Annotated in this window: 19 protein-coding genes and 3 pseudogenes; 6 read left to right on the top strand and 16 right to left on the bottom strand. The window is 63.0% G+C overall.

Annotated features, from left to right (window positions below):
- Complete coding sequence (locus FJ934_RS13280; protein WP_140610067.1) at nucleotides 1-2,889, top strand: EAL domain-containing protein; 2,889 nt, start codon at nucleotides 1-3, stop codon at nucleotides 2,887-2,889.
- A gap of 8 nt (nucleotides 2,890-2,897) precedes the next feature.
- Here FJ934_RS13280 and FJ934_RS13285 read toward each other — a convergent pair whose 3' ends face one another.
- Nucleotides 2,898-3,506: a YqgE/AlgH family protein gene (locus tag FJ934_RS13285; RefSeq protein ID WP_140610068.1), complete on the bottom strand. Its 609-nt coding sequence runs from the start codon at nucleotides 3,504-3,506 to the stop codon at nucleotides 2,898-2,900.
- Nucleotides 3,507-3,678: 172 nt separating this feature from the next.
- Here FJ934_RS13285 and FJ934_RS13290 point away from each other — a divergent pair, with 172 nt between their 5' ends.
- From FJ934_RS13290 to FJ934_RS13300, 3 genes are all read left to right on the top strand, one after another.
- On the top strand, nucleotides 3,679-4,485 hold the full coding sequence (locus FJ934_RS13290) for a protein-disulfide reductase DsbD domain-containing protein (RefSeq protein ID WP_140610069.1): 807 nt from the start codon (nucleotides 3,679-3,681) through the stop codon (nucleotides 4,483-4,485).
- Between the two features lie 68 nt (nucleotides 4,486-4,553).
- A complete protein-coding gene (locus tag FJ934_RS13295; RefSeq protein ID WP_140610070.1) occupies nucleotides 4,554-5,036 on the top strand; it encodes a peroxiredoxin in 483 nt (160 codons plus the stop codon).
- Between the two features lie 94 nt (nucleotides 5,037-5,130).
- The gene (locus FJ934_RS13300) at nucleotides 5,131-5,607 is read left to right on the top strand and encodes a DUF2938 domain-containing protein (RefSeq protein WP_140610071.1); all 477 of its coding nucleotides are present in this window, start codon (nucleotides 5,131-5,133) and stop codon (nucleotides 5,605-5,607) included.
- Nucleotides 5,608-5,611: 4 nt separating this feature from the next.
- On the opposite strand, the pseudogene FJ934_RS28365 reads toward FJ934_RS13300, so the two are convergent.
- From FJ934_RS28365 to coxB, 13 genes and pseudogenes are all read right to left on the bottom strand, one after another.
- Nucleotides 5,612-5,740 (bottom strand): annotated as a pseudogene (locus tag FJ934_RS28365) (histidine phosphatase family protein); the annotation flags it as partial.
- A 63-nt stretch (nucleotides 5,741-5,803) separates the two neighbouring features.
- Nucleotides 5,804-6,337 (bottom strand): ribonuclease HI, encoded by a 534-nt coding sequence (gene rnhA, locus FJ934_RS13310; protein WP_140610072.1) that lies wholly within the window; start codon nucleotides 6,335-6,337, stop codon nucleotides 5,804-5,806.
- Nucleotides 6,334-7,296 carry a homoserine kinase gene (locus FJ934_RS13315; RefSeq protein ID WP_140610073.1) on the bottom strand — a complete coding sequence of 321 codons (963 nt, stop codon included), beginning with the start codon at nucleotides 7,294-7,296 and terminating at the stop codon, nucleotides 6,334-6,336. Before FJ934_RS13315 ends, rnhA begins: the two co-directional genes overlap by 4 nt.
- Nucleotides 7,297-7,301: 5 nt before the next feature.
- Nucleotides 7,302-8,312: a 4-hydroxy-3-methylbut-2-enyl diphosphate reductase gene (ispH, locus tag FJ934_RS13320; protein WP_140610074.1), complete on the bottom strand. Its 1,011-nt coding sequence runs from the start codon at nucleotides 8,310-8,312 to the stop codon at nucleotides 7,302-7,304.
- 87 nt (nucleotides 8,313-8,399) lie between these two features.
- Nucleotides 8,400-9,155, bottom strand: coding sequence for an SURF1 family protein (locus FJ934_RS13325; protein ID WP_181165603.1), 756 nt, complete (start codon nucleotides 9,153-9,155; stop codon nucleotides 8,400-8,402).
- Nucleotides 9,152-9,538: a DUF983 domain-containing protein gene (locus tag FJ934_RS13330; RefSeq protein WP_140610075.1), complete on the bottom strand. Its 387-nt coding sequence runs from the start codon at nucleotides 9,536-9,538 to the stop codon at nucleotides 9,152-9,154. The genes FJ934_RS13325 and FJ934_RS13330 overlap by 4 nt, the downstream gene beginning before the upstream one ends.
- 2 nt (nucleotides 9,539-9,540) lie before the next feature.
- Nucleotides 9,541-9,669, bottom strand: a pseudogene (locus FJ934_RS27990) (L,D-transpeptidase family protein); the annotation flags it as partial.
- A 74-nt stretch (nucleotides 9,670-9,743) separates the two neighbouring features.
- The gene (locus FJ934_RS13335) at nucleotides 9,744-10,625 is read right to left on the bottom strand and encodes a cytochrome c oxidase subunit 3 (RefSeq protein WP_140610076.1); all 882 of its coding nucleotides are present in this window, start codon (nucleotides 10,623-10,625) and stop codon (nucleotides 9,744-9,746) included.
- 1 nt (nucleotide 10,626) lies between these two features.
- Nucleotides 10,627-11,259: a cytochrome c oxidase assembly protein gene (locus FJ934_RS13340; RefSeq protein ID WP_140610077.1), complete on the bottom strand. Its 633-nt coding sequence runs from the start codon at nucleotides 11,257-11,259 to the stop codon at nucleotides 10,627-10,629.
- Nucleotides 11,259-11,420, bottom strand: coding sequence for a hypothetical protein (locus tag FJ934_RS13345; RefSeq protein ID WP_140610078.1), 162 nt, complete (start codon nucleotides 11,418-11,420; stop codon nucleotides 11,259-11,261). Before FJ934_RS13345 ends, FJ934_RS13340 begins: the two co-directional genes overlap by 1 nt.
- 2 nt (nucleotides 11,421-11,422) lie before the next feature.
- Nucleotides 11,423-12,367, bottom strand: a complete 945-nt coding sequence (locus tag FJ934_RS13350) for a heme o synthase (protein WP_140610079.1) — start codon at nucleotides 12,365-12,367, stop codon at nucleotides 11,423-11,425.
- 71 nt (nucleotides 12,368-12,438) lie between these two features.
- The gene (ctaD, locus tag FJ934_RS13355) at nucleotides 12,439-14,091 is read right to left on the bottom strand and encodes a cytochrome c oxidase subunit I (RefSeq protein WP_140610080.1); all 1,653 of its coding nucleotides are present in this window, start codon (nucleotides 14,089-14,091) and stop codon (nucleotides 12,439-12,441) included.
- A gap of 37 nt (nucleotides 14,092-14,128) precedes the next feature.
- Nucleotides 14,129-14,995, bottom strand: coding sequence for a cytochrome c oxidase subunit II (coxB, locus tag FJ934_RS13360; RefSeq protein WP_140610081.1), 867 nt, complete (start codon nucleotides 14,993-14,995; stop codon nucleotides 14,129-14,131).
- A gap of 376 nt (nucleotides 14,996-15,371) precedes the next feature.
- On the opposite strand from coxB, the gene FJ934_RS13365 reads away from it, so the two are divergent.
- Complete coding sequence (locus tag FJ934_RS13365) at nucleotides 15,372-15,962, top strand: invasion associated locus B family protein (protein WP_140610082.1); 591 nt, start codon at nucleotides 15,372-15,374, stop codon at nucleotides 15,960-15,962.
- A gap of 166 nt (nucleotides 15,963-16,128) precedes the next feature.
- On the top strand, nucleotides 16,129-17,541 hold the full coding sequence (tldD, locus tag FJ934_RS13370) for a metalloprotease TldD (protein ID WP_140610083.1): 1,413 nt from the start codon (nucleotides 16,129-16,131) through the stop codon (nucleotides 17,539-17,541).
- Between the two features lie 157 nt (nucleotides 17,542-17,698).
- On the opposite strand, the gene FJ934_RS13375 is transcribed toward tldD, so the two are convergent.
- Nucleotides 17,699-17,962 (bottom strand): hypothetical protein, encoded by a 264-nt coding sequence (locus tag FJ934_RS13375; RefSeq protein WP_140610084.1) that lies wholly within the window; start codon nucleotides 17,960-17,962, stop codon nucleotides 17,699-17,701.
- Between the two features lie 244 nt (nucleotides 17,963-18,206).
- Nucleotides 18,207-19,379: pseudogene (locus FJ934_RS13380) on the bottom strand (hypothetical protein); the annotation flags it as partial.

Below are 19,379 nucleotides of genomic sequence, written 5' to 3' on the forward strand. Positions count from 1 at the left end.
TTGACGAATTTCCTGCGAAACGGGCCGCTCTTCGCCTTTGTCCTCGCGGCAATCCTGACGCTGTGCGCGGCTTCGTCGGCCTTTGCCGTCGAACCGATCAAGATTGCCCGCGACGATGTCGCGCTCGACCTCTCAGGCGCTGTCGAGATCTACCGCAACCAGGGTGAGAACTTCCAGGTGTCGACCGCGCCCGGGCCGGACGGCATCGTGCGGCGCATCGAGGTCGAGGCCAACGATGCCCGTTCGACCGGCGACTGGGCGGTCTTCGCGCTCGCCAACACCACCGACCAGCAGCTTGACCGGCTGATCGTCGCGCCGCATTTCCGGCTGGTGAATTCCGGCATCTTCTGGCCTGATCTCGGCTCGACACGCATCGCCGCCATCACGCCCAGCGAAGGCTTCGCGCTAGACCGCCAGACCAGCCCCGACGCCGACGTGTTCCGGGTAACGCTGAATCCCGGCACGGTGATCACCTTTATCGCCGAACTCGCCTCGCCGAAGCTGCCCCAAGTCTATCTGTGGGACCCGGAGTCCTACAAGGACTCAGTCAATTCCTACACGCTGTTTCGCGGCATTGTCATCGGCATTGCCGGCCTTCTGGCGCTGTTCCTGACCATCCTGTTCGTGGTCAAGGGCACCTCGATGTTCCCAGCGACGGCGGCGCTCGCCTGGGCGGTGCTTGCCTATATCTGCGTCGATTTCGGTTTCCTCAACAAGATCATCGAAATCTCGCCCGGCAATGAGCAGATGTGGCGAGCGGGAACGGAGGTGGCGCTGGCGGGCACCTTCGTGGTGTTCCTGTTCGCCTATCTCAACCTCAACCGATGGCACGGCCACTTCAGCTATGGCGCGCTGGTCTGGATACTGGGGCTGCTGCTGATCGCCGGCGTCGCCATTGTCGACCCGGCGGTCGCCGCCGGCATCGCCAGATTGTCCTTCGCGGCCACCGCGCTGACAGGGCTGGGCCTGATCATCTTCCTCGGCATACGCGGCTATGACCGCGCCATCATGCTGGTGCCCAGTTGGGTCATGGTGCTGTTGTGGCTATGTGGATCGTGGATGGCGATCACCGGTATGCTGGACAACGACATCGCCCAGCCGGCGCTCGGCGGTGGCTTGATCCTCATCATCCTGTTGATTGGCTTCACCGTCATGCAGCACGCCTTTGCCGGCGGCGCCCTGCACCAGGGCCTGTTCTCCGATCTTGAACGCCAGGCGCTGGCGGTCGCGGGATCAGGCGACACAGTGTGGGATTGGGACGTGCTGCGCGACCGCGTCGTCACCAAGCCTGATGTCAGCATCCAGCTCGGGCTGGCGCCCAACAGCCTGGGTGGTGCGGCGCGCAACTGGCTGCCGGTGCTGCATGCCGATGACCGCGACACGTTCCGCACGACGCTCGACGTGGTGCTGGAGCACCGCCGTGGCCGGGTGGCACAGAATTTCCGCCTGCGCGGCGCCGACGGGCACTATCACTGGTTTGCCTTGCGCGCCCGCCCGGTGATCGGGTCGGACGGCGAGGTCATCCGCTGCGTCGGCACCATGGTCGACGTCACCGAGCAGAAGAAGTCCGAGGAGCGGCTGCTGCACGACGCCGTGCACGACAATCTAACCGGCCTGCCCAACCGCGAATTGTTCATGAACCGGCTGGAGGCGATCATCTCGATCGCTCGCACCGAAGAGAAGGTGCGTCCGACCGTGTTCGTCATCGACATCGACCGCTTCAAGCAGGTCAATGACGGGCTCGGCATCTCGGCCGGCGACACCATCCTCCTCACCATAGCGCGGCGCCTGCACCGGCTCCTGAAACCGAAGGATTCGCTGTCGCGCTTTGCCGGCGACCAGTTCGCGCTGATGCTGCTGTCCGAGCAGGACCCTGCCCGCATCGCCGGCGTGGCGGATGCCATCAAGCATGCGATCAACAACCCGATCACCTTTGCCAAGCGCGAGATCGTGCTGACCGCCTCGATCGGCCTGATCACCTGGACATCGGCCCAGAGCTCGGCCGAGGACATGGTCAAGGACGCCGAGCTTGCCATGCACCAGGCCAAGCGCTTCGGCGGCGACAGGATCGAGCCGTTCCGCCCGGCTTTCCGAACCGTCGGCACCGACCGGCTGCAGTTTGAATCCGATTTGCGGCGCGCCATCGAACGGCGCGAATTCACGCTTGCCTACCAGCCGATCGTGCGCCTAGAAGACGGCAGCGTTGCCGGCTTCGAAGCGTTGCTGCGCTGGGACCATCCGCGTCGCGGCATGATCCCGCCTGCCGATTTCATTCCGGTCGCCGAAAGCTGCGGGCTAATCGTGCAGCTTGGGCTGTTCGCCATGCAGCAGGCCGCCGAGGATCTCGCCGGATGGCAAAAGCAGATCGGCGATGCGCCGCTGTCGGTTTCGGTCAACCTGTCCAGCCGCCAGCTCATCCGCCGCGACCTGGTCAGCGATGTCCGCTCCGTCATCGCGCGGGCCAATCTGAAGCCGCGCTGCTTCCGGCTCGAGCTCACCGAATCCCTGGTAATGGACAATCCCGAGCAGACCGCCCACGTGCTGACCAAGCTGAAGCAGCTCGGCATCGGCCTGTCGCTGGACGATTTCGGCACCGGCTATTCCTCGCTCGCCTACCTCACGCGTTTCCCTTTCGATACGATCAAGATCGACAAGAGTTTTGTCGACGACAACACGCCCAAGCGCGCCGTGCTGCTCAAGTCCATGGTCAACATGGCGCATGAGCTCGGTCTTTCGGTGGTTGCCGAGGGTATCGCCGACGAGCGCGATGCGCTGGAACTGCGCCAGATGGGCTGCGAATATGTGCAGAGCTTCATGTTCGGCGCGCCGATGCCCGGCGACCAGGTGCTGAGGACGCTGAAAGAGCAGTATCCGTTGACGCAGGCGTGAGAAGAAGCTCAGGCGTGTCCGGCAGCGAGGCTGAGATGGGCGAGATCGATGCCGATCGAGGCGAGTATCCGATCGTATTTGCGCTCGATGTCGGCGTCGAACAGCAGCTCGGGACTGGCCGGGCAGGTCAGCCAGCCATTCTCGGCGATCTCGGTTTCCAGCTGGCCGGCGCCCCAGCCCGAATAACCCAGCGCCATCAGCGCGTGACGGGGCCCGCGGCCGGACGAGATGGCGCGCAATATGTCGACCGTCGCGGTCAGGCAGATGTCGTCGGAAACGGTCAGCGACGATTCCACGCGATAGTCGCCGGAATGCAGCACGAAGCCCCGGCTGCGATCGACAGGGCCGCCATTGCGGACGACGAAATCGCGCGCTTGCGCCGGCAGGCGGATCGCCTCCTGCTCGTTCATGATGCCGAGTTGCACCAGAAGGTCCGGGAACAGCATCTGCTGGGTCTGGTTGATGATCAGGCCCATCGCGCCTTCATCGCTGTGCGCGCAGATGTAGATGACAGAGCGCGTGAAACGATCGTCCTTCATGCCGGGCATGGCAATCAGGAATTGATCATCGAGAAAACCGCGGCCAGCGGTTGTCTTCTTGTGGCGTAACAAATCCATGACAAGGAGGGTAACGTGTTTCCCGGGCGCCGAAAAGATGCGCAGCGCCGGATTCGACCAAAGCCCATGTTGCCAAGCCAGCAGTTGCTTGCCCGCGAAGGTCACGCAAATATGATATCGGCAGGGCCATGAAATCATTGCGCGGCCACGAACGGACGATCAAATCATTGCCATGCAAAGCTTGAAAATCCTGCTGCTCGGCGCCGCCATCGGTTCGGCGACCGTAGTCCCCGCCTCCGCCTCCTCGTCCGCCTGGTACAACAGCGAAGGCGGCAAGGTGCGGCTGGTGACGAGCGGCAAGCCGGACGATGCCGGCCGTATCCAGGGCGTTCTCGACATAGCGCTCAGGCCCGGCTGGAAGACCTACTGGCGCGACCCAGGCGACGCCGGCGTGCCGCCGCAGCTCGATATCTCGGCCAGCACCAACATTGCCGATGCCTCGCTCTCGTTTCCTCCACCCCAACGCCACGACGATGGTTATGGCAAATGGGCCGGCTACAACTATCCAGTTTCGCTGCCTGTCACATTCACGCTGGCGACGCCGAACCAGCCGGCCGTCATCGACGCCGACATCTTCCTCGGCATTTGTGAAACGATCTGCATCCCGGTGCAGACACGGCTGACCGTCGACCCCGCTTCGGATCCCGACAATGCCGGCGATGCAGCCCTTGTGAAGGCGAGTTTCGCGGCTTTGCCGGCGCCGGCAAAGCCTGACTTCGGCATCACTGTGCTGCCGGGCGATCACGAGACGCTGGTTGTCGAGGCGAGCTTTCCCGGTGCCCCGGAGGCAGCGGATTTCTTTGTCGCCAGCGAGCGGGACTACATGTTCGGCCCCCCTTCCCGCCGGGAAAAGGACGGCAAGCTGATCTTCACCGTGCCGATCCTCGACCGCCCCTCGACGACGCCCACGGATGGCGGGCTGCATTACACGCTGACGAGTTCGGCGGGGGCCGTCGAAGGGCTGCTACCTTTCCCTTGATGCTGCGGTTGCGGGAAGCCGCTGAGTTCGCTACGCAAGCATGCTTCCCATCCCCAAGCGAGGAACTCATGACCATTTCCGTCGGCGACATGCTGCCCGAAGCGACCTTCAAGACGATGACCACCGACGGCGCCAAGGCGATCACGTCGGCCGAGATTTTCCCGGGGAAAAAGGTGGTTCTGTTCGGCGTTCCCGGTGCCTTCACGCCGACCTGCAGCAACAACCATTTGCCCGGCTATCTCGAAAACCATGACGCCATCCTGGCGCGTGGCGTCGACACCATCGCCGTCGTTTCGGTCAACGACGTCCATGTCATGGGCGCCTGGGCGCGCTTCACCGGCGGTGAGGGCAAGATCCTGTTCCTCGCCGACGGCAATGGCGATTTCGCCAAGGCGGTCGGCCTCGACAATGACCTTTCGGCGGGCGGCATGGGGCTGCGCTCGAAGCGGTTTTCAATGATCATCGACGACGGCAAGGTCACCGCGCTCAATGTCGAGACCAAGCCGGGCGTCGACGAATCCGGCGCCGCTCATATTCTCGGACAGCTCTGAGCTTCAACGGTCGCATCGGGCGAGACCGCAATGGCCGCTGCTTGCCCGACAACCACTTGCGCTCCAGAACTGCCGGCTTTCGGGGATCCCAACGATGCTTGACATCTTCTGGCGCGCCATCGCGATCGGCATCGGCGCCACCGTGCTGATGGATATCTGGGCGCTCTTCCTCCACAAGGCATTTGGCCAGCCACGGCCGAACTGGGGACCGGTTGGCCGCTGGGTCCGGCACCTCGGCGACAAGGTCTTTCACGACGATATCGGCGATGCGGCGCCCTATGCACATGAAGTGGCGCTGGGCTGGGCCTTTCATTACTTCGTCGGCATTGTCTACGGCATCATCCTGGTCGTCGTGGCTGGAGCAGGCTGGCTTACCGCGCCGACCTTCCTGCCAGCCTTCATTCTTGGCATCGTCACCGTCGGCGCCGGCTGGTTCCTGCTGGCGCCCGGCATGGGCGCCGGATGGGCAGCATCGAAACGGCCCAACCCGATGCAGATCCGGGCGCTCAACCTGGTCTCGCACACGGTGTTCGCGCTTGGGCTTTGGGGCACCGCGCTACTGATCCGCTGAGGGCTTAGAGCTGCTCCAGACTGTCGATCGGCCGCCATCCGTAGAGAACGCGACGCGTGGCGATATCGAAGGCGAAGTGGTTGCCGCCGCCAGGCGGCTGATCCCTGTCGCGGCTTATCTGCTTGCCGCTCAGCGCAAGCAGCAAGAGTCGGCATGGCAGAGGGCTCCCGTCGATCGGAAGCCCCAAGGCTGGAACTCAATAGCTCTGCGTCGAGCGACGTGCCTTCGTCGTCGGCGGCTGTTTTGCCTGGACATCCGGCTTTGGCGCTGAAACCGCTGGCTTGAAGGAGCCCTTCTTGAACGGCGCCATGCCTTCCCTTGCCAATTCGTCGGCGCGCTCGTTCTCGGCGTGGCCGGCATGGCCCCTGACCCAGTTCCAGGTGACCTTGTGGCGTCTGTTGGCGTCGTCCAGTGCCTGCCACAGCTCACCGTTCTTGACCGGCTTCTTGTCGGCGGTCCTCCAGCCGTTCTTCTTCCAGCCATGGATCCACTTGGAAATGCCGTCCATGACATATTTGCTGTCGGTATGAAGCTCGACGGTGCAAGGCTCCTTGAGCGCGTTCAGGGCAGAGATGGCCGCCAGCAATTCCATGCGGTTGTTGGTCGTCTCGGCCTCGCCGCCGGAGAGCTCCTTGGTGGTGCCGTTGAAGCGCAGGATGGCGCCCCAGCCGCCAGGGCCAGGATTGCCCGAGCAGGCGCCGTCAGTGAAGATCTCAACCTGTTTGCTCATGCCAATCCATATTCCGAAGGAGATTTGATTGCCCGGTGGAACCGCATCCTGCGGATATATTCCGTCGGATCGCGCTTCATCACCAGCCCGCCGTTGGGAACGGTCAGCCAGTCATAGAGGCGGGTCAGCATGAAGCGCAGCGCTGAACCGCGTGCCAGCATCGGCAGCGCCGCCTTCTCCTCGGCGCTCAGGGGCCGCACGCTTTGGTAGCTCTCGAGCAGTGCCTTGCCCTTGGTGAGATTGAAGGAAAAGTCCTTCTCGAAGCACCAGGCGTTGAGGCAGGTGGCGACGTCATAGGCGTAGAGGTCGTCGCAAGCGAAATAGAAGTCGATCAGGCCGGAGAGCTTTTCGCCGAGGAAGAAGACATTGTCGGGGAAAAGATCGGCATGGATGATGCCTTTAGGAAGGTCTTTCGGCCAGTTGCGATCGAAATCGGCGAAGTCGGCATCCACCTCGGCCGCCAGTCCCGGCTCGACTTCGTCGGCCCTGTCGCGGGACGCGTCCCAAAGCTTGCGCCAGCCGTCTATGGCAAGAGCGTTGGGGCGGGTCATCGGAAAATCAGCGCCGGCAAGGTGCAGGGCGGCCAGCGCCTTGCCGACTTCGGCGCAGTGCGTTGCCATCGGCCGGCGCAGCGAAAGCCCTTCGAGGAACGTGATGATGACGGCCGGACGGCCGGCCAGCGTGCCGATGACGCTGCCGTCATGCGCGGTCACCGGCAGCGGACAGGACACCCCCTTGTTGGCGAGGTGGCCCATCAGCCCAAGGAAGAACGGCAGATCCGCCTTCTCCACGCGCTTCTCGTAGAGCGTCAGGATGTAGGAGCCGGTCGAGGTGTGCAGCAGGAAGTTCGAGTTTTCCGTGCCCTCTGCGATGCCCTTGTAGGACAGGAGATCGCCGACTGGATAGTGCTTCAGGAAAGCGCCGAGTTCGCCCTCCGCAACGTCGGTATAGACCGCCATGTGCCTTACGCGGCTCCGTTGACGAAGGCCATGTCAGCCGGCGTCAGTTCGACATCGCGCAATACCCGCATGACCGGAAAATCCTCTGTTTCTGTGGCCGTGATGGCCAGATCGATGGTGACATCGAAACGCTGGCGGAACGCGTCGATGATCTCGTCGACGATGATCTCCGGCGCCGATGCCCCTGCCGACAGGCCGAGTGTAGAAATGTTGCCGATGTCATTCCACGGAATTTCGGCGGCGCGCTGCACGAGAAGCGACATCGAGGCGCCGGCACGCTCCGCCACTTCGACAAGGCGGCGCGAATTGGAGGAATTGGGGGCGCCGACGATCAGATAGAGATCGGCGCCGGCCGCTGTTTCCTTCACCGCCTCCTGGCGGTTGGTGGTGGCATAGCAGATCGATTCCGCCGCCGGCGCCTGCAGGTCTGGAAAACGGTCCTGCAGGGCGCGGATGATACCGGCGGTGTCCTCGACCGACAGGGTGGTCTGGGTGACGAAGCCGAGCGCGCGCGGATCGGCGGGCTCAAGCCCGGCGGCGTCGGCCTCGGTCTCGATCAGCGTTACCGCGCCCTCCGGCAACTGTCCCATGGTGCCGATCACCTCGGGATGTCCGGCATGGCCGATCAACAGCACGTGGCGGCCAAGCCGCTGATGGCGCATCGCCTGCTTGTGCACTTTCGAGACCAGCGGACAGGTGGCGTCGAGATAGAACAGATTGCGCGCCTGGGCATCCGCCGGCACCGATTTCGGCACGCCATGCGCGGAGAAGACGACCGGCGACTGCCGGTGTTCGGCCGGGATTTCGGAAAGCTCCTCGATAAAGACGGCGCCAAGGCTTTGCAGGCCCTCGACAACATAGCGGTTGTGGACGATCTCGTGGCGAACATAGACCGGTGCGCCGTATTTCTTCAGCGCCAACACGACGATCTGGATGGCGCGGTCGACGCCGGCGCAGAAACCGCGCGGCTGGCAGAGCCGGATCGTCAGAGGAGGTTTGGCGATTGTCTGAAGCATTAAATTCCTGGCCGGTTCGTCAGCGCCGAAATGAGGTGCCTACCCCTACCCTGTCAAGAGCATCGGTAGAAAGGGGGGCGGTCGCGTTCAGCCGTCCTTCGCGGGACGGCGAAGCCGCAGGACGAGCACGACAGCGAGCGCGGCAGCAAGCCCATACCAGGTGACAGCATATTGCAGATGGCTGTTCGGCAGATCGATGATGGTAACGCCGCCGATCGGCAGGCCGCCGGGATTCGGCGTCTTGTCGGCATCGATGAAGATCGGCACCAGCTTGAACCCGGCCAGCAGACCGGCGCTCGCCGCCATCACGTCCCGATCCTTCCAGTAAAAAATGTTCTTCGCCACGTCATTGTCGGGAAGCATCATCGAGGGCTTTCCCGGCAGCGGATTGCGGGCGAGCCCGGTGATGGTGACCCTGCCCGTCACCTGTCCCTGGGCGCGCTTGGCGGCGTCCTTGAGGTCGTAGGGTACGAAGCCGCGATTGACCAGGACGAAGCGGCCATCGTCGAGGGCGAGCGGGGTGTAGACGTTGAAGCCGGCGTCGCCTTCCCAGGTCGTGTAGAAATGCCGTTCGCCGGAATGCAGGAAAGTGCCGGAAACCGTCACCGGCGTGTAGTCGACGTCGCCGGTCGAGGCGAATTCCTTCTCGACATCGGCCAGCGGCAGCGGCGCGGAGTGGGTGCGCTGGTCGATGGTCTGCAGAAGGCCTTCCTTCCAGTGCAGGCGCTGCACCTGCCAGGTGCCGAGCGCCAGCAGGATGAGCAGCAGCGCAAGGCCAAGGCCGAGCAGCAATGCCGATCGCGGCCGCGAACGGCTACCGACTTTGACGGATGCCTCGCTCATTCGCCGCGGTCCAGCCGGCCTTCGGCCGCCTTGTTGGCATATTGCAGGGTGAGCAGGACGCCCTTGATCAATCGGAGCGCAGTCAGGCACAGCACCAGGGCTAGTGGGATCCAGATAAGCAGATGTAGCCAGAGCGGCGGGCTCAGCGTCACTTCGACCCAAAGCGCCAAGCCGACGATGATGAAGCCGATGATCAGGATGACGAAGACCGCGGGCCCGTCGCCGGCGTCAGCATAGGAATAGTCGAGGCCGCAATTGGCGCAGCGTTTTCCGACGGTGAGGAAGCCCGAAAACAGCCGTCCTTCGCCGCAGCGGGGACAGCGGCCGTGCAGGCCGGCCGAAATCGGATCGATCGGAGGCCAGATCGCCTTATCGTCACCCATGGTTACTTCTCGATCTCGATTGGTGTCCCATCGGCCACCATCGCCCAGATTTCGTCCATGTCGGAATCCCTAACGGCAATGCAGCCGTCGGTCCAGTCGACCAATTGAAGCAGCCACCCCCACCAGCCGAAACATTGCGCCGAAAAGGAGAAGGCGGCCACGTCGCCGCGGCCGCCTTCCCGAAATCTAAATCCTCAGGCCTGGATCAGTGGCCTTCGATCACCGCGCCGACCGATCCCCAGACGTAGATCGAGGCGAACAGGAACAGCCAGACCACGTCGACGAAGTGCCAGTACCAGGCGGCCGCTTCGAAGCCGAAATGCTGCTTGGGGGTGAAGTCGCCCCTCATTGCCCGGATCAGGCAGACCAGCAGGAAAATGGTGCCGATGATGACATGGAAACCATGGAAGCCGGTCGCCATGAAGAAGGTGGCGCCGTAGATGGAATCCTTGAAGCCGAACGGAGCGTGCATGTACTCGTAGGCCTGCACCATGGTGAAGAGCATGCCGAGGCCGACGGTCAGCACCAGACCGTTGATCAACCCCTTGCGGTCGCCGTGAAGCAGCGAATGGTGCGCCCAGGTGACCGTGGTGCCCGACAGCAGCAGGATGACGGTGTTGTAGAGCGGCAGATGGAAGGGATCGAGAACCTCCATGCCCTTCGGCGGCCAGACGCCACCGGTAAAGGTGTGGCGCGCGTAGTTCTGCGCCTCGCCGGCAAAAAGGCTGGCATCGAAATAGGCCCAGAACCAGGCGACGAAGAACATCACCTCCGAAGCGATGAACATGATCATGCCGTAGCGCAGGTGCAGCGACACGACGCGCGTGTGATGGCCCTCATGCGCTTCCTTGATCGTGTCCGACCACCAGGCGAACATGGTGTAGAGCACGATCACGATGCCGATGAAGAACAGCCACGGATTTGCGATGTTGAAGCCGAAGATCGGGACGGAGCCGCCCTTCAGGTACTCCATGAGGCAGACACCACCGAAAGCGGTGACCAGCGCGCCGACCGATCCCAGGAAAGGCCACGGGCTCGGGTCGACGAGATGGTAGTCGTGGTGTGGTTTTGCGTGTGCGTCTGCCATATCAACCCCCGAGATTTCCTTCGGTATTTGAAATTGTCTTGCTATTGCCCTGGGCCGGCTCCGAGGAGGCGACCGGCTTGTTCTTCTCGACCGGGAACATCGTATAGGACAGAGTGATCGTCTTCACGTCCTTCAGTTCCGGCACATTCACGATATCGGGGTCCACGTAGAAGAGGACCGGCATGTCAAGCGTCTCGCCGGGCTTCAGCGACGTATCAGTGAAGCAGAAGCACTCGACCTTGTTGAAATAGGGCCCTGCCAGTTCCGGCTGCACGTTGAAGGTGGCGCGGCCGGTGACGGGGCGGTCGAACTTGTTGGTCGCCCGATAATGCGCCTGGACCGTCTCCCCGATCTTCATGGTCATCGAGCGCTGGACCGGCTGGAACTCCCAGGGCACGCCGGCGATATTGGCGTCGAAGCGGACCGTGATCTCACGGTCGAGCACGCGGCCGGCATACTGTTTCTCGACCCGTTGCGTCGTGCCGCCATAACCAGTCGCCTGGCAGAACATCTTGTAGAGCGGCACGGCCGCATAGGCCATGCCGATCATGCCGGTGAAGAAGGCTAGGCAGACAACCGCGACAATGCGGTTGCTGTTTTTCCCGGCCGTCTTTTTGGGCAACTCGATGCTCATCACATCGTGCCCGACAAATTGTGGCCGAACTTCACGATCGTCGCGATGTAGAAAATGACGACCAGCACCGCGAGCGCCACGCCGATGGCGATGGAACGGCTGCGCTGAGCCTTTTTCTGACGCTCGGTCAAGGTGACCGTTTCGAGCTTGTCTTCGGCCATGCTCATGCTCCACCAGCCGCGAGTAGACGCCCGATGACGCTGTCGGCGAGATAGACGGCGAAAATGGCGAAGAGATAGAGCAGCGAATAGGCGAACAACGCCTTGGCCGGCTTCATCGCGCGATCGCTGTCGGGCATGCCAAGCACTTTCCAGGCATACCAGACAAAGCCTGCGCCCAGCAGCAGCGCGGCCACGCCATAGATCGGTGTCGTATAGCCGAGCAGCCAGGGCAGCACACCGACCGGGGCCAGCACCAACGCGTAGGCGAAAATCTGGCGGCGGGTCGATGCATGGCCGGCGACGTTCGGCATCATAGGGATGCCGGCGCGCCCATAGTCCTCGGACTTGAACAGCGCGAGCGCCCAGAAATGCGGCGGCGTCCACAGGAAGATGATCAGGAACAGGATGATGCTTTCGAAGCTGACCGACCCGGTCACGGCGGCCCAGCCAATGACCGGCGGGATCGCACCCGCCGCGCCGCCGATGACAATGTTCTGCGGCGTCCAGCGCTTCAGCCACATCGTGTAGACGACGGCATAGAAGAAGATAGTGAAGGCCAGCAGCGCCGCCGACAGCCAGTTCACCAGCACGCCGAGCGTCATCACCGACAGCACCGACAACACCAGGCCGAAGCTCAGCGCCTCGTGTGGCTGGATGCGGCCGGACGGCACCGGACGGCTGGCCGTCCTGGTCATCACCGCGTCGATGTCGGCGTCGTACCACATGTTGAGCGCGCCCGAGGCGCCGGCACCGATGGCGATCGACAGGATGGCGATCACCGCAAGCAGCGGGTTGATGGTCACGGGCGCCGCGACCAACCCGACAAAGGCGGTGAACACCACCAGCGACATGACGCGCGGCTTCAGCAGGGCGAAGAAATCGCCCGCCGTGGCTTCCGACATGCGGAAGCCCGCTTCGTCAATGCTGGTTTCGTCGACTAGGGCCATGCGTACTCAATTCCATCCGTTTTGGCCGAAACCGCCGGTTAACCGGCGGTTTCGATTCCGGGGCTGCCGCCTTACTTGATCTTCGGCAGCTGCTCCCACTGGTGGAACGGCGGCGGCGAAGGTAGCTGCCATTCGAGCGTGGTGGCACCCTCACCCCATGGGTTGGCACCGGCGATCCGCTTCTTCTGGAAGGCTTCGAACACGCCATAGAGGAAGATCGCGACACCGACGGCCGAAATGTACGAACCGTAGGACGACACCATATTCCAGCCCGCAAACGCGTCCGGATAGTCGATGGTGCGGCGCGGCATGCCGGCGAGGCCGAGGAAGTGCTGCGGGAAGAAGATCAGGTTCACGCCGACGAACATCACCCAGAAATGGGTGTTGGCGATGACCGGCGAGTACATGTAGCCGGTCATCTTCGGGAACCAGTAGTACCAGCCGGCGAAGATGGCGAACACCGCGCCCAGCGACAGCACGTAGTGGAAGTGGGCGATGACGAAATAGGTGTCATGCAGCGAGCGGTCGAGGCCGGCATTGGCCAGCTGCACGCCGGTGACGCCACCGATGGTGAACAGGAAGATGAAGCCCAGCGCCCACAGCATCGGCGGCTTGAACGAGATCGAACCGCCCCACATCGTCGCGATCCAGGAGAAGATCTTCACGCCCGTCGGCACCGCGATGACCATGGTGGCAAAGACGAAGTACCGCTGCGTGTCGAGCGACAGGCCGGTCGTGTACATGTGGTGCGCCCAGACGATGAAGCCGACGGCGCCGATCGCGACCATGGCGTAAGCCATGCCGAGATAGCCGAACACCGGCTTCCTCGAGAAGGTCGACACGATATGGCTGATGATGCCGAAACCCGGCAGGATCAGGATGTACACTTCCGGATGGCCGAAGAACCAGAACAGGTGCTGGAACAGGATCGGATCGCCCCCACCATCGGGAGCGAAGAAGGTGGTGCCGAAATTGCGGTCGGTGAGCAGCATGGTGATGCCGCCGGCCAGAACCGGCAGGGACAGCAGGAGCAGGAAGGCAGTGACCAGCACCGACCATGCAAACAGCGGCATCTTGTGCAGCGTCATGCCGGGAGCGCGCATATTGAAGATAGTGGTGATGAAGTTGATGGCACCGAGAATCGAGGACGCGCCGGCGATGTGGATCGACAGGATCGCCAGATCCATCGCCGGTCCAGGCTGGCCCGAGGTCGAAAGCGGCGGATAGAGCGTCCAGCCGCCGCCGACGCCGTAGGCGCCCGGCGCGCTCGGCATGAACATCGAGGTGAGCAGCAGGATGAAGGCAGGCGGCAGCAGCCAGAAAGAGATGTTGTTCATGCGCGGGAACGCCATGTCGGGAGCACCGATCATGATCGGCACCATCCAGTTGGCGAAACCGCCGATCAGCGCCGGCATGACCATGAAGAAGATCATGATCAGCGCATGCGCGGTGGCAAAGGCGTTGTACATGCTCTTGCCGCCATCGATCGCCGCATCACCGTTCATGCCGTAGACCATCTGCGCAAGACCGCTGAAGATCTGGATGCCCGGCTCCTGCAGTTCCATGCGGATGGCAACCGACAGTGCGCCACCGATGATGCCGGCTATGATCGCGAAGATCAGGTAGAGCGTACCGATGTCCTTGTGGTTGGTCGAATAAACCCAGCGCACCCAACCGTGATAAGGCTTGTGGTCGTGCCCGTCGTGAGCTGCAGCGTCTGCCATGTTCCGCTCCGTTCCCTGATCTTTCCTGGCCGCGGCATCAATTGCCGGCGGCCGCTACCTTGTTCTGGCCATCGACCTCGGCCATCAGCGTCTTGTTGGCGCCGGGCAGATCGGTCTTGGCCGCAGCCAGCCAGGTCTTGAACTGCGCGTCCGAGACGACACGAATGGCGATCGGCATGAAGGCGTGATCCTTGCCGCAGAGCTGCGAGCACTGGCCATAATAGAGGCCTTCCTTCTCCGCCTTGAACCAGGTCTCGTTGGTGCGACCGGGAATGGCGTCGATCTTGATGCCGAAGGAAGGCATGGCAAAGGAATGGATCACGTCGGTCGCGGTGACGAGCACGCGGGTCATCGTGTTGACCGGCACCACCAGTTCATTGTCGACGGCGAGCAGACGCGGATAAACCGTGCGGTCTTCCTTGCCGGCTTTGGCGCGGTCGCCGTCCTGGAGGATGGCCGAATTGAAGGCGAGCGTGTTGTCGGTCTGATATTCGTAGTCCCAGTTCCACTGGTTGCCGGTCGCCTTCACGGTCAGCTTGGCCTCCTCCGGCGGCGTATACTGCGCGGTCAGAAGCTGAAACGAGGGAATGGCGAGACAAAGCAGGACCACGACGGGGCCGACGGTCCAGATGACCTCGATCAGCGTGTTATGGCTGGTCTTGGACGGAATCGGGTTCACGCTCGCGCGGAATTTCACGATGCAATAGATAAGGAGGAACAGCACCAGGACGGTGATCGGGATGATGAACCACATCGTGTAGTTTCCAAACCACTCGATCTGCCGCATCATGTCGGTCGCAGGCGCCTGGAAGCCCGTCTCCCACGCCTTGGGCTGGTCCGCATGAGCGGATCCGCAGGCGAGGAACGTGGCAGCAGCACCGGTGCTTGCTAGGAATTTTCTCATCGCCCTCTTCGTCTCCCAGTCTCTCACGGCTGTGCCCGCAAGAATAACGAACAATGCCGGGACGGGAATCCCGGACAGTCTCAAGGTGGTTCAAACCATACTCTTTTTCCCTCCGCAAGAAAGGAGCGGAGGAAACTGTGCGGCATTTTTGCGCGCAAGCCGGCACGGCTCTTCCGGGGCGGCGGCAATGGCGGCGAATCGCGTATGTCCGGCAGGCCGCTGCCTCATGCCGGCCGGGCGCGCGAAGCGTCGTAATTCAGGCGAATTTGGCAGGAAAAAGCGCTCTATTGCCTGTATCGGGACAGTTCGGCCGCGGTCTCGTCCTTTACTTGGCATTGGCGCGGCTTAAAGTGCCGTGATTCGCAATGGAGCCGTCATGAACTCTTGGCTTTCAAGACTTGGGCACCCAAGACTGGGGCACACAAGACTGGGGCATACGAGACCGGGGCTTTCGAGCCCTTTGGTCAAGGCCATGCTTGTTGCCGCCCTGTCCGCGGCCGGTCTGTTCGTGGCCGGTCAGGCCAATGCCGCCCAGCCGAGCGGCACGGTGCGCTCGACGCATGGCGCCTGGTCGATCATCTGCGACACGCCCGCCGGCGCCACCTCGGAACAATGCGTGATGATGCAGAACGTCGTTGCCGAGGACCGTCCGGAGATGGGACTGTCGGTCGTCGTGCTGCGCACCGCCGACAACAAGGCCGAGATTCTGCGCGTGCTGGCGCCGCTCGGCGTGCTGTTGCCCAACGGGCTCGGCCTCAATGTCGACGGCAAGGACATTGGCCGCGCCTATTTCGTGCGCTGTTTCCAGGATGGATGCTACGCCGAGGTCATCCTCGAAAAGCCGCTGCTCGACACGCTGAAGACCGGCACGTCGGCAACGTTCATCGTCTTCCAGACGCCGGAAGAAGGCATCGGCATTCCCGTCGACCTGAAGGGTTTTGCCGAAGGGTTCGCGGCGCTGCCCTGATTCCGCCCCTGGCGCAAAGCCCGGTCCTGACGCGATTTTGCCGCACCGAAGCCTGACTTGGGTCGGCTGGCCGCTGCCATTCGTCGAGCCCGATCTTCATTGCAGATTGTGCAGGCGCATCTTCGCGCCTACATCGTGGAAACAATTCTTTCCACGGATGGACGCCATGAACAGCCTGATCGGCCAATTCGACATTTCAGATGATCGCATCAAGCAGATCGTCGCCGACACCATCAATGGCGCCGACGACGGCGAGCTGTTTCTCGAATACAGCGAAAGCGAAGCGCTGATGTTCGACAATGGCCGGCTCAAGACCGCCAACTTCAATACGGATCAGGGGTTTGGTCTTCGCGCCGTCGCCGGCGAAGCCAGCGGCTATGCCCATTCGAGCGACCTGTCCGAGGCCTCGCTGCTGCGCGCGGCCAATGCCGTCTCGACCGTCAAGGGTGGCTATTCCGGGACACTTGCCGCCGCGCCCGCCCGCACCAACCGCCATCTCTATGGCGACGAGAACCCGATCCCCTCGCCTTCCTTCGAGGCCAAGGCGAAGCTGCTGCAGGAAATCGATGCCTGGCTGCGCGCGGAGGATCCGCGCGTGCGCCAGGTGACCGCCTCGCTCGCCGCGTCCTGGCAGCATGTTGAGATCGTGCGCGCCGACGGCCAGATGGTTCGCGATATCAGGCCTCTGGTCCGTATCAACGTCTCCGTCGTGGTCGGAGATGGCGACCGCCAGGAAAGCGGCTCCTACGGCATGGGTGGGCGCAAGGCCTTTGGCGATTTCCTGATTGAGGACAGTTGGAAGCATGCCGCAAGGGAGGCGCTCCGGCAGGCTCTGGTCAATCTCGCGGCGGTTCCTGCCCCGGCCGGCACGTTCGACATCGTGCTGTCCAGCGGCTGGCCGGGCGTCATGCTGCATGAGGCTGTCGGGCACGGGCTGGAAGGCGATTTCAATCGCAAGAAAACCTCGGCCTTCGCCGGCCTGATGGGACAGCAGGTCGCCGCCAAGGGCGTCACCGTGGTTGACGACGGCACCATCCCCGAGCGGCGCGGTTCGCTCACCGTCGACGACGAAGGCACGCCGTCGGCCCGCAACGTGCTGATCGAGGACGGCAAGCTGGTCGGCTACATGCAGGACCGGCAGAACGCACGGCTGATGGGCATGAAGGCCACCGGCAACGGCCGGCGCGAAGGCTATGCGCACCAGCCGATGCCGCGCATGACCAACACCTACATGACGGCAGGCGACATGGATCCGGACGAGATCATCGCATCGGTCAAGAACGGCATCTACGCCGTCTCCTTCGGCGGCGGTCAGGTCGACATCACTTCAGGCAAGTTCGTGTTCGGCTGCACCGAGGCCTACATGATCGAGAACGGCAAGGTGACGCAGCCGATCAAGGGCGCGATGCTGATCGGCAACGGGCCCGATGCCATGCATCGCGTTTCGATGGTCGGCAACGACATGACGCTCGACAATGGCATCGGCATGTGCGGCAAGGCTGGCCAGGGGGTTCCGGTCGGCGTCGGTCAGCCGCATCTGCGCATGAACCAGATGACGGTGGGCGGCACCCGGGTTTGAGGCCCGGCTTGTTCCGGTACTATCGCCTCCTCTGCGGCTTTTGAAGTGGTTCAGGTTTGAAGTGGTCCAGGACAGAGAACCGCTTCACCTCCAGAATTGCTGCCAGCCTCTCCAAGCAGGGCAGTTGGCAGCATAACACGCCGCGGACAGCCGAAGATCAGCTGGCTTTGCCGCCGTTCTTTTTGCAGTCGGCCCGGAACTTCGCGCGCGCCTTTCCGTGCAGCTTCTTGGTATCTGCAAGCGCGGAACATTGCTTCGAAATCGCCGTTTGCTGCGGCGTCATGGCAGGCGCAGCCTTCTTCATGGGCGCCGTCGTAGTGGTGGCCGGCGCCGTCGTGGTCGCCGCTTTCGTCGCCGCGGCGGCTCCCGTCGCAATGAACCCTGCCAGGGCGACAGATGTCAGAACGCTTGCAATCCTCATTATGCTCACTCCTTTTTTGACCCCCTGCACTGATTGGGTAACAGCGAGCCGGGGCACTGCGCAATCTTGGCAGCGGCCAACCACGCAGATGTGATCTGTTCGCGGGTTGCCGCCGTGGCCTCACCATGTTTGCTGCCAGCCCGGCACAGCCCGTGTCATCTCACACAACGCGACCGGCGAGGCGTTTCGAGCCTTGTCTTATGCCTGTCGCGACCCAAGCCGGGCCCCCTCTGGACCATATGCACTATTGCTTGCAAGCAGGCTCATTAGGGTGCCCGCAAGACGGCTTCTTGACAGCTGGCGGCTGCTGCGGCCTTGGCTGCGCCTGCGGCTGCCGGTGCACCTCTTGCATCTGCTGCTTCGGCGGCCTTGGCTGCGCTTGCGGCTGCCGGCGCATCTCTTGCATCTGCTGCTGCGGCAGCCGTGACTGTGCCTGCGGTTGCATCTGCTGCTTCGGCTGGGCGTGGAACTCCGGCCTCTGCGGCCTGGGCTGACCCTGCACCTTCAGCTGCGGATTGCCATTGTTGACCTTGAATTTCTGCTGGACGTCGCCACCACCGCTTCCGTTGGCGGGCAGCCTGTGGAATTTGGGACCGCTGCCATCGACCTGAGCCCCATTGGCCTGGCCATTCGTCTGGCCACCGCTCTGATTGTGAAGCTTCCTGAACTTGCCGTTGGGCGAGGTCTGGCCTGAATTCTGGCCCTTGAGCGCCGAGGGGTTGTTCGTCCCATTCGCCACAGGCGTGCCATTGGCACCCGGGACCCTGCGGAACTTGCCATTCTTGCCTGTTTCGTTCTGGCCAGTACTGTTCTGGCCCTGCCCATTGGCCCGGTTTTGCCCATTAACCGCAGGGTTGCCGGCTACGGCGTTTCCACCCGCCGTGCCCTGCTTGTTCAAGAGCTTCCTGGACTTGCTGTTGGGCAGGTTCGGGTTGTTGGGCAGGTTCTGTCCATTCACCACAGCGTTGCCGGTCACGGCGTTTCCACCTGCCGTGCCCTGCTTGTTCAAGAGCTTCCTGGATTTGTTGTTTGGCAGGTTCGGGTTGGGCAGATTCTGTCCATTCAGCACCGGCCTGCCATTGACGAGCGGGAGCGTCTTGCCGTCGGCGCCGGGCAAGGCATGACCTGTCAGCCTGTCGGCAGGCAATGGCTTCGACAGCGGCGTGGAACCGCCTGGCTGCCGGCTGCCCCGCCCTGGCTTCACTGGCAGGCCGCCGGGGTTCTGCTTGGCGAGCGTGGCTTCCTTCTTCTGCAGGACAGCCGGCAGCGCCACCTTGGTCGCCAGCGCGGCCGCACCCAAGCCCACGGCGCCGGCGGTCAGCTTCTGGCCGGTGGTGAGGCCGCGGAAGAATTCGCGCTGGCCAAGGCGGCGGGCTGCAACCGCTTCCAGGGCTATTATTTCGGACGGCCGACGCCG

It is taken from the genome of Mesorhizobium sp. B2-4-12, from assembly GCF_006441575.1.
GTDB lineage: Bacteria > Pseudomonadota > Alphaproteobacteria > Rhizobiales > Rhizobiaceae > Mesorhizobium.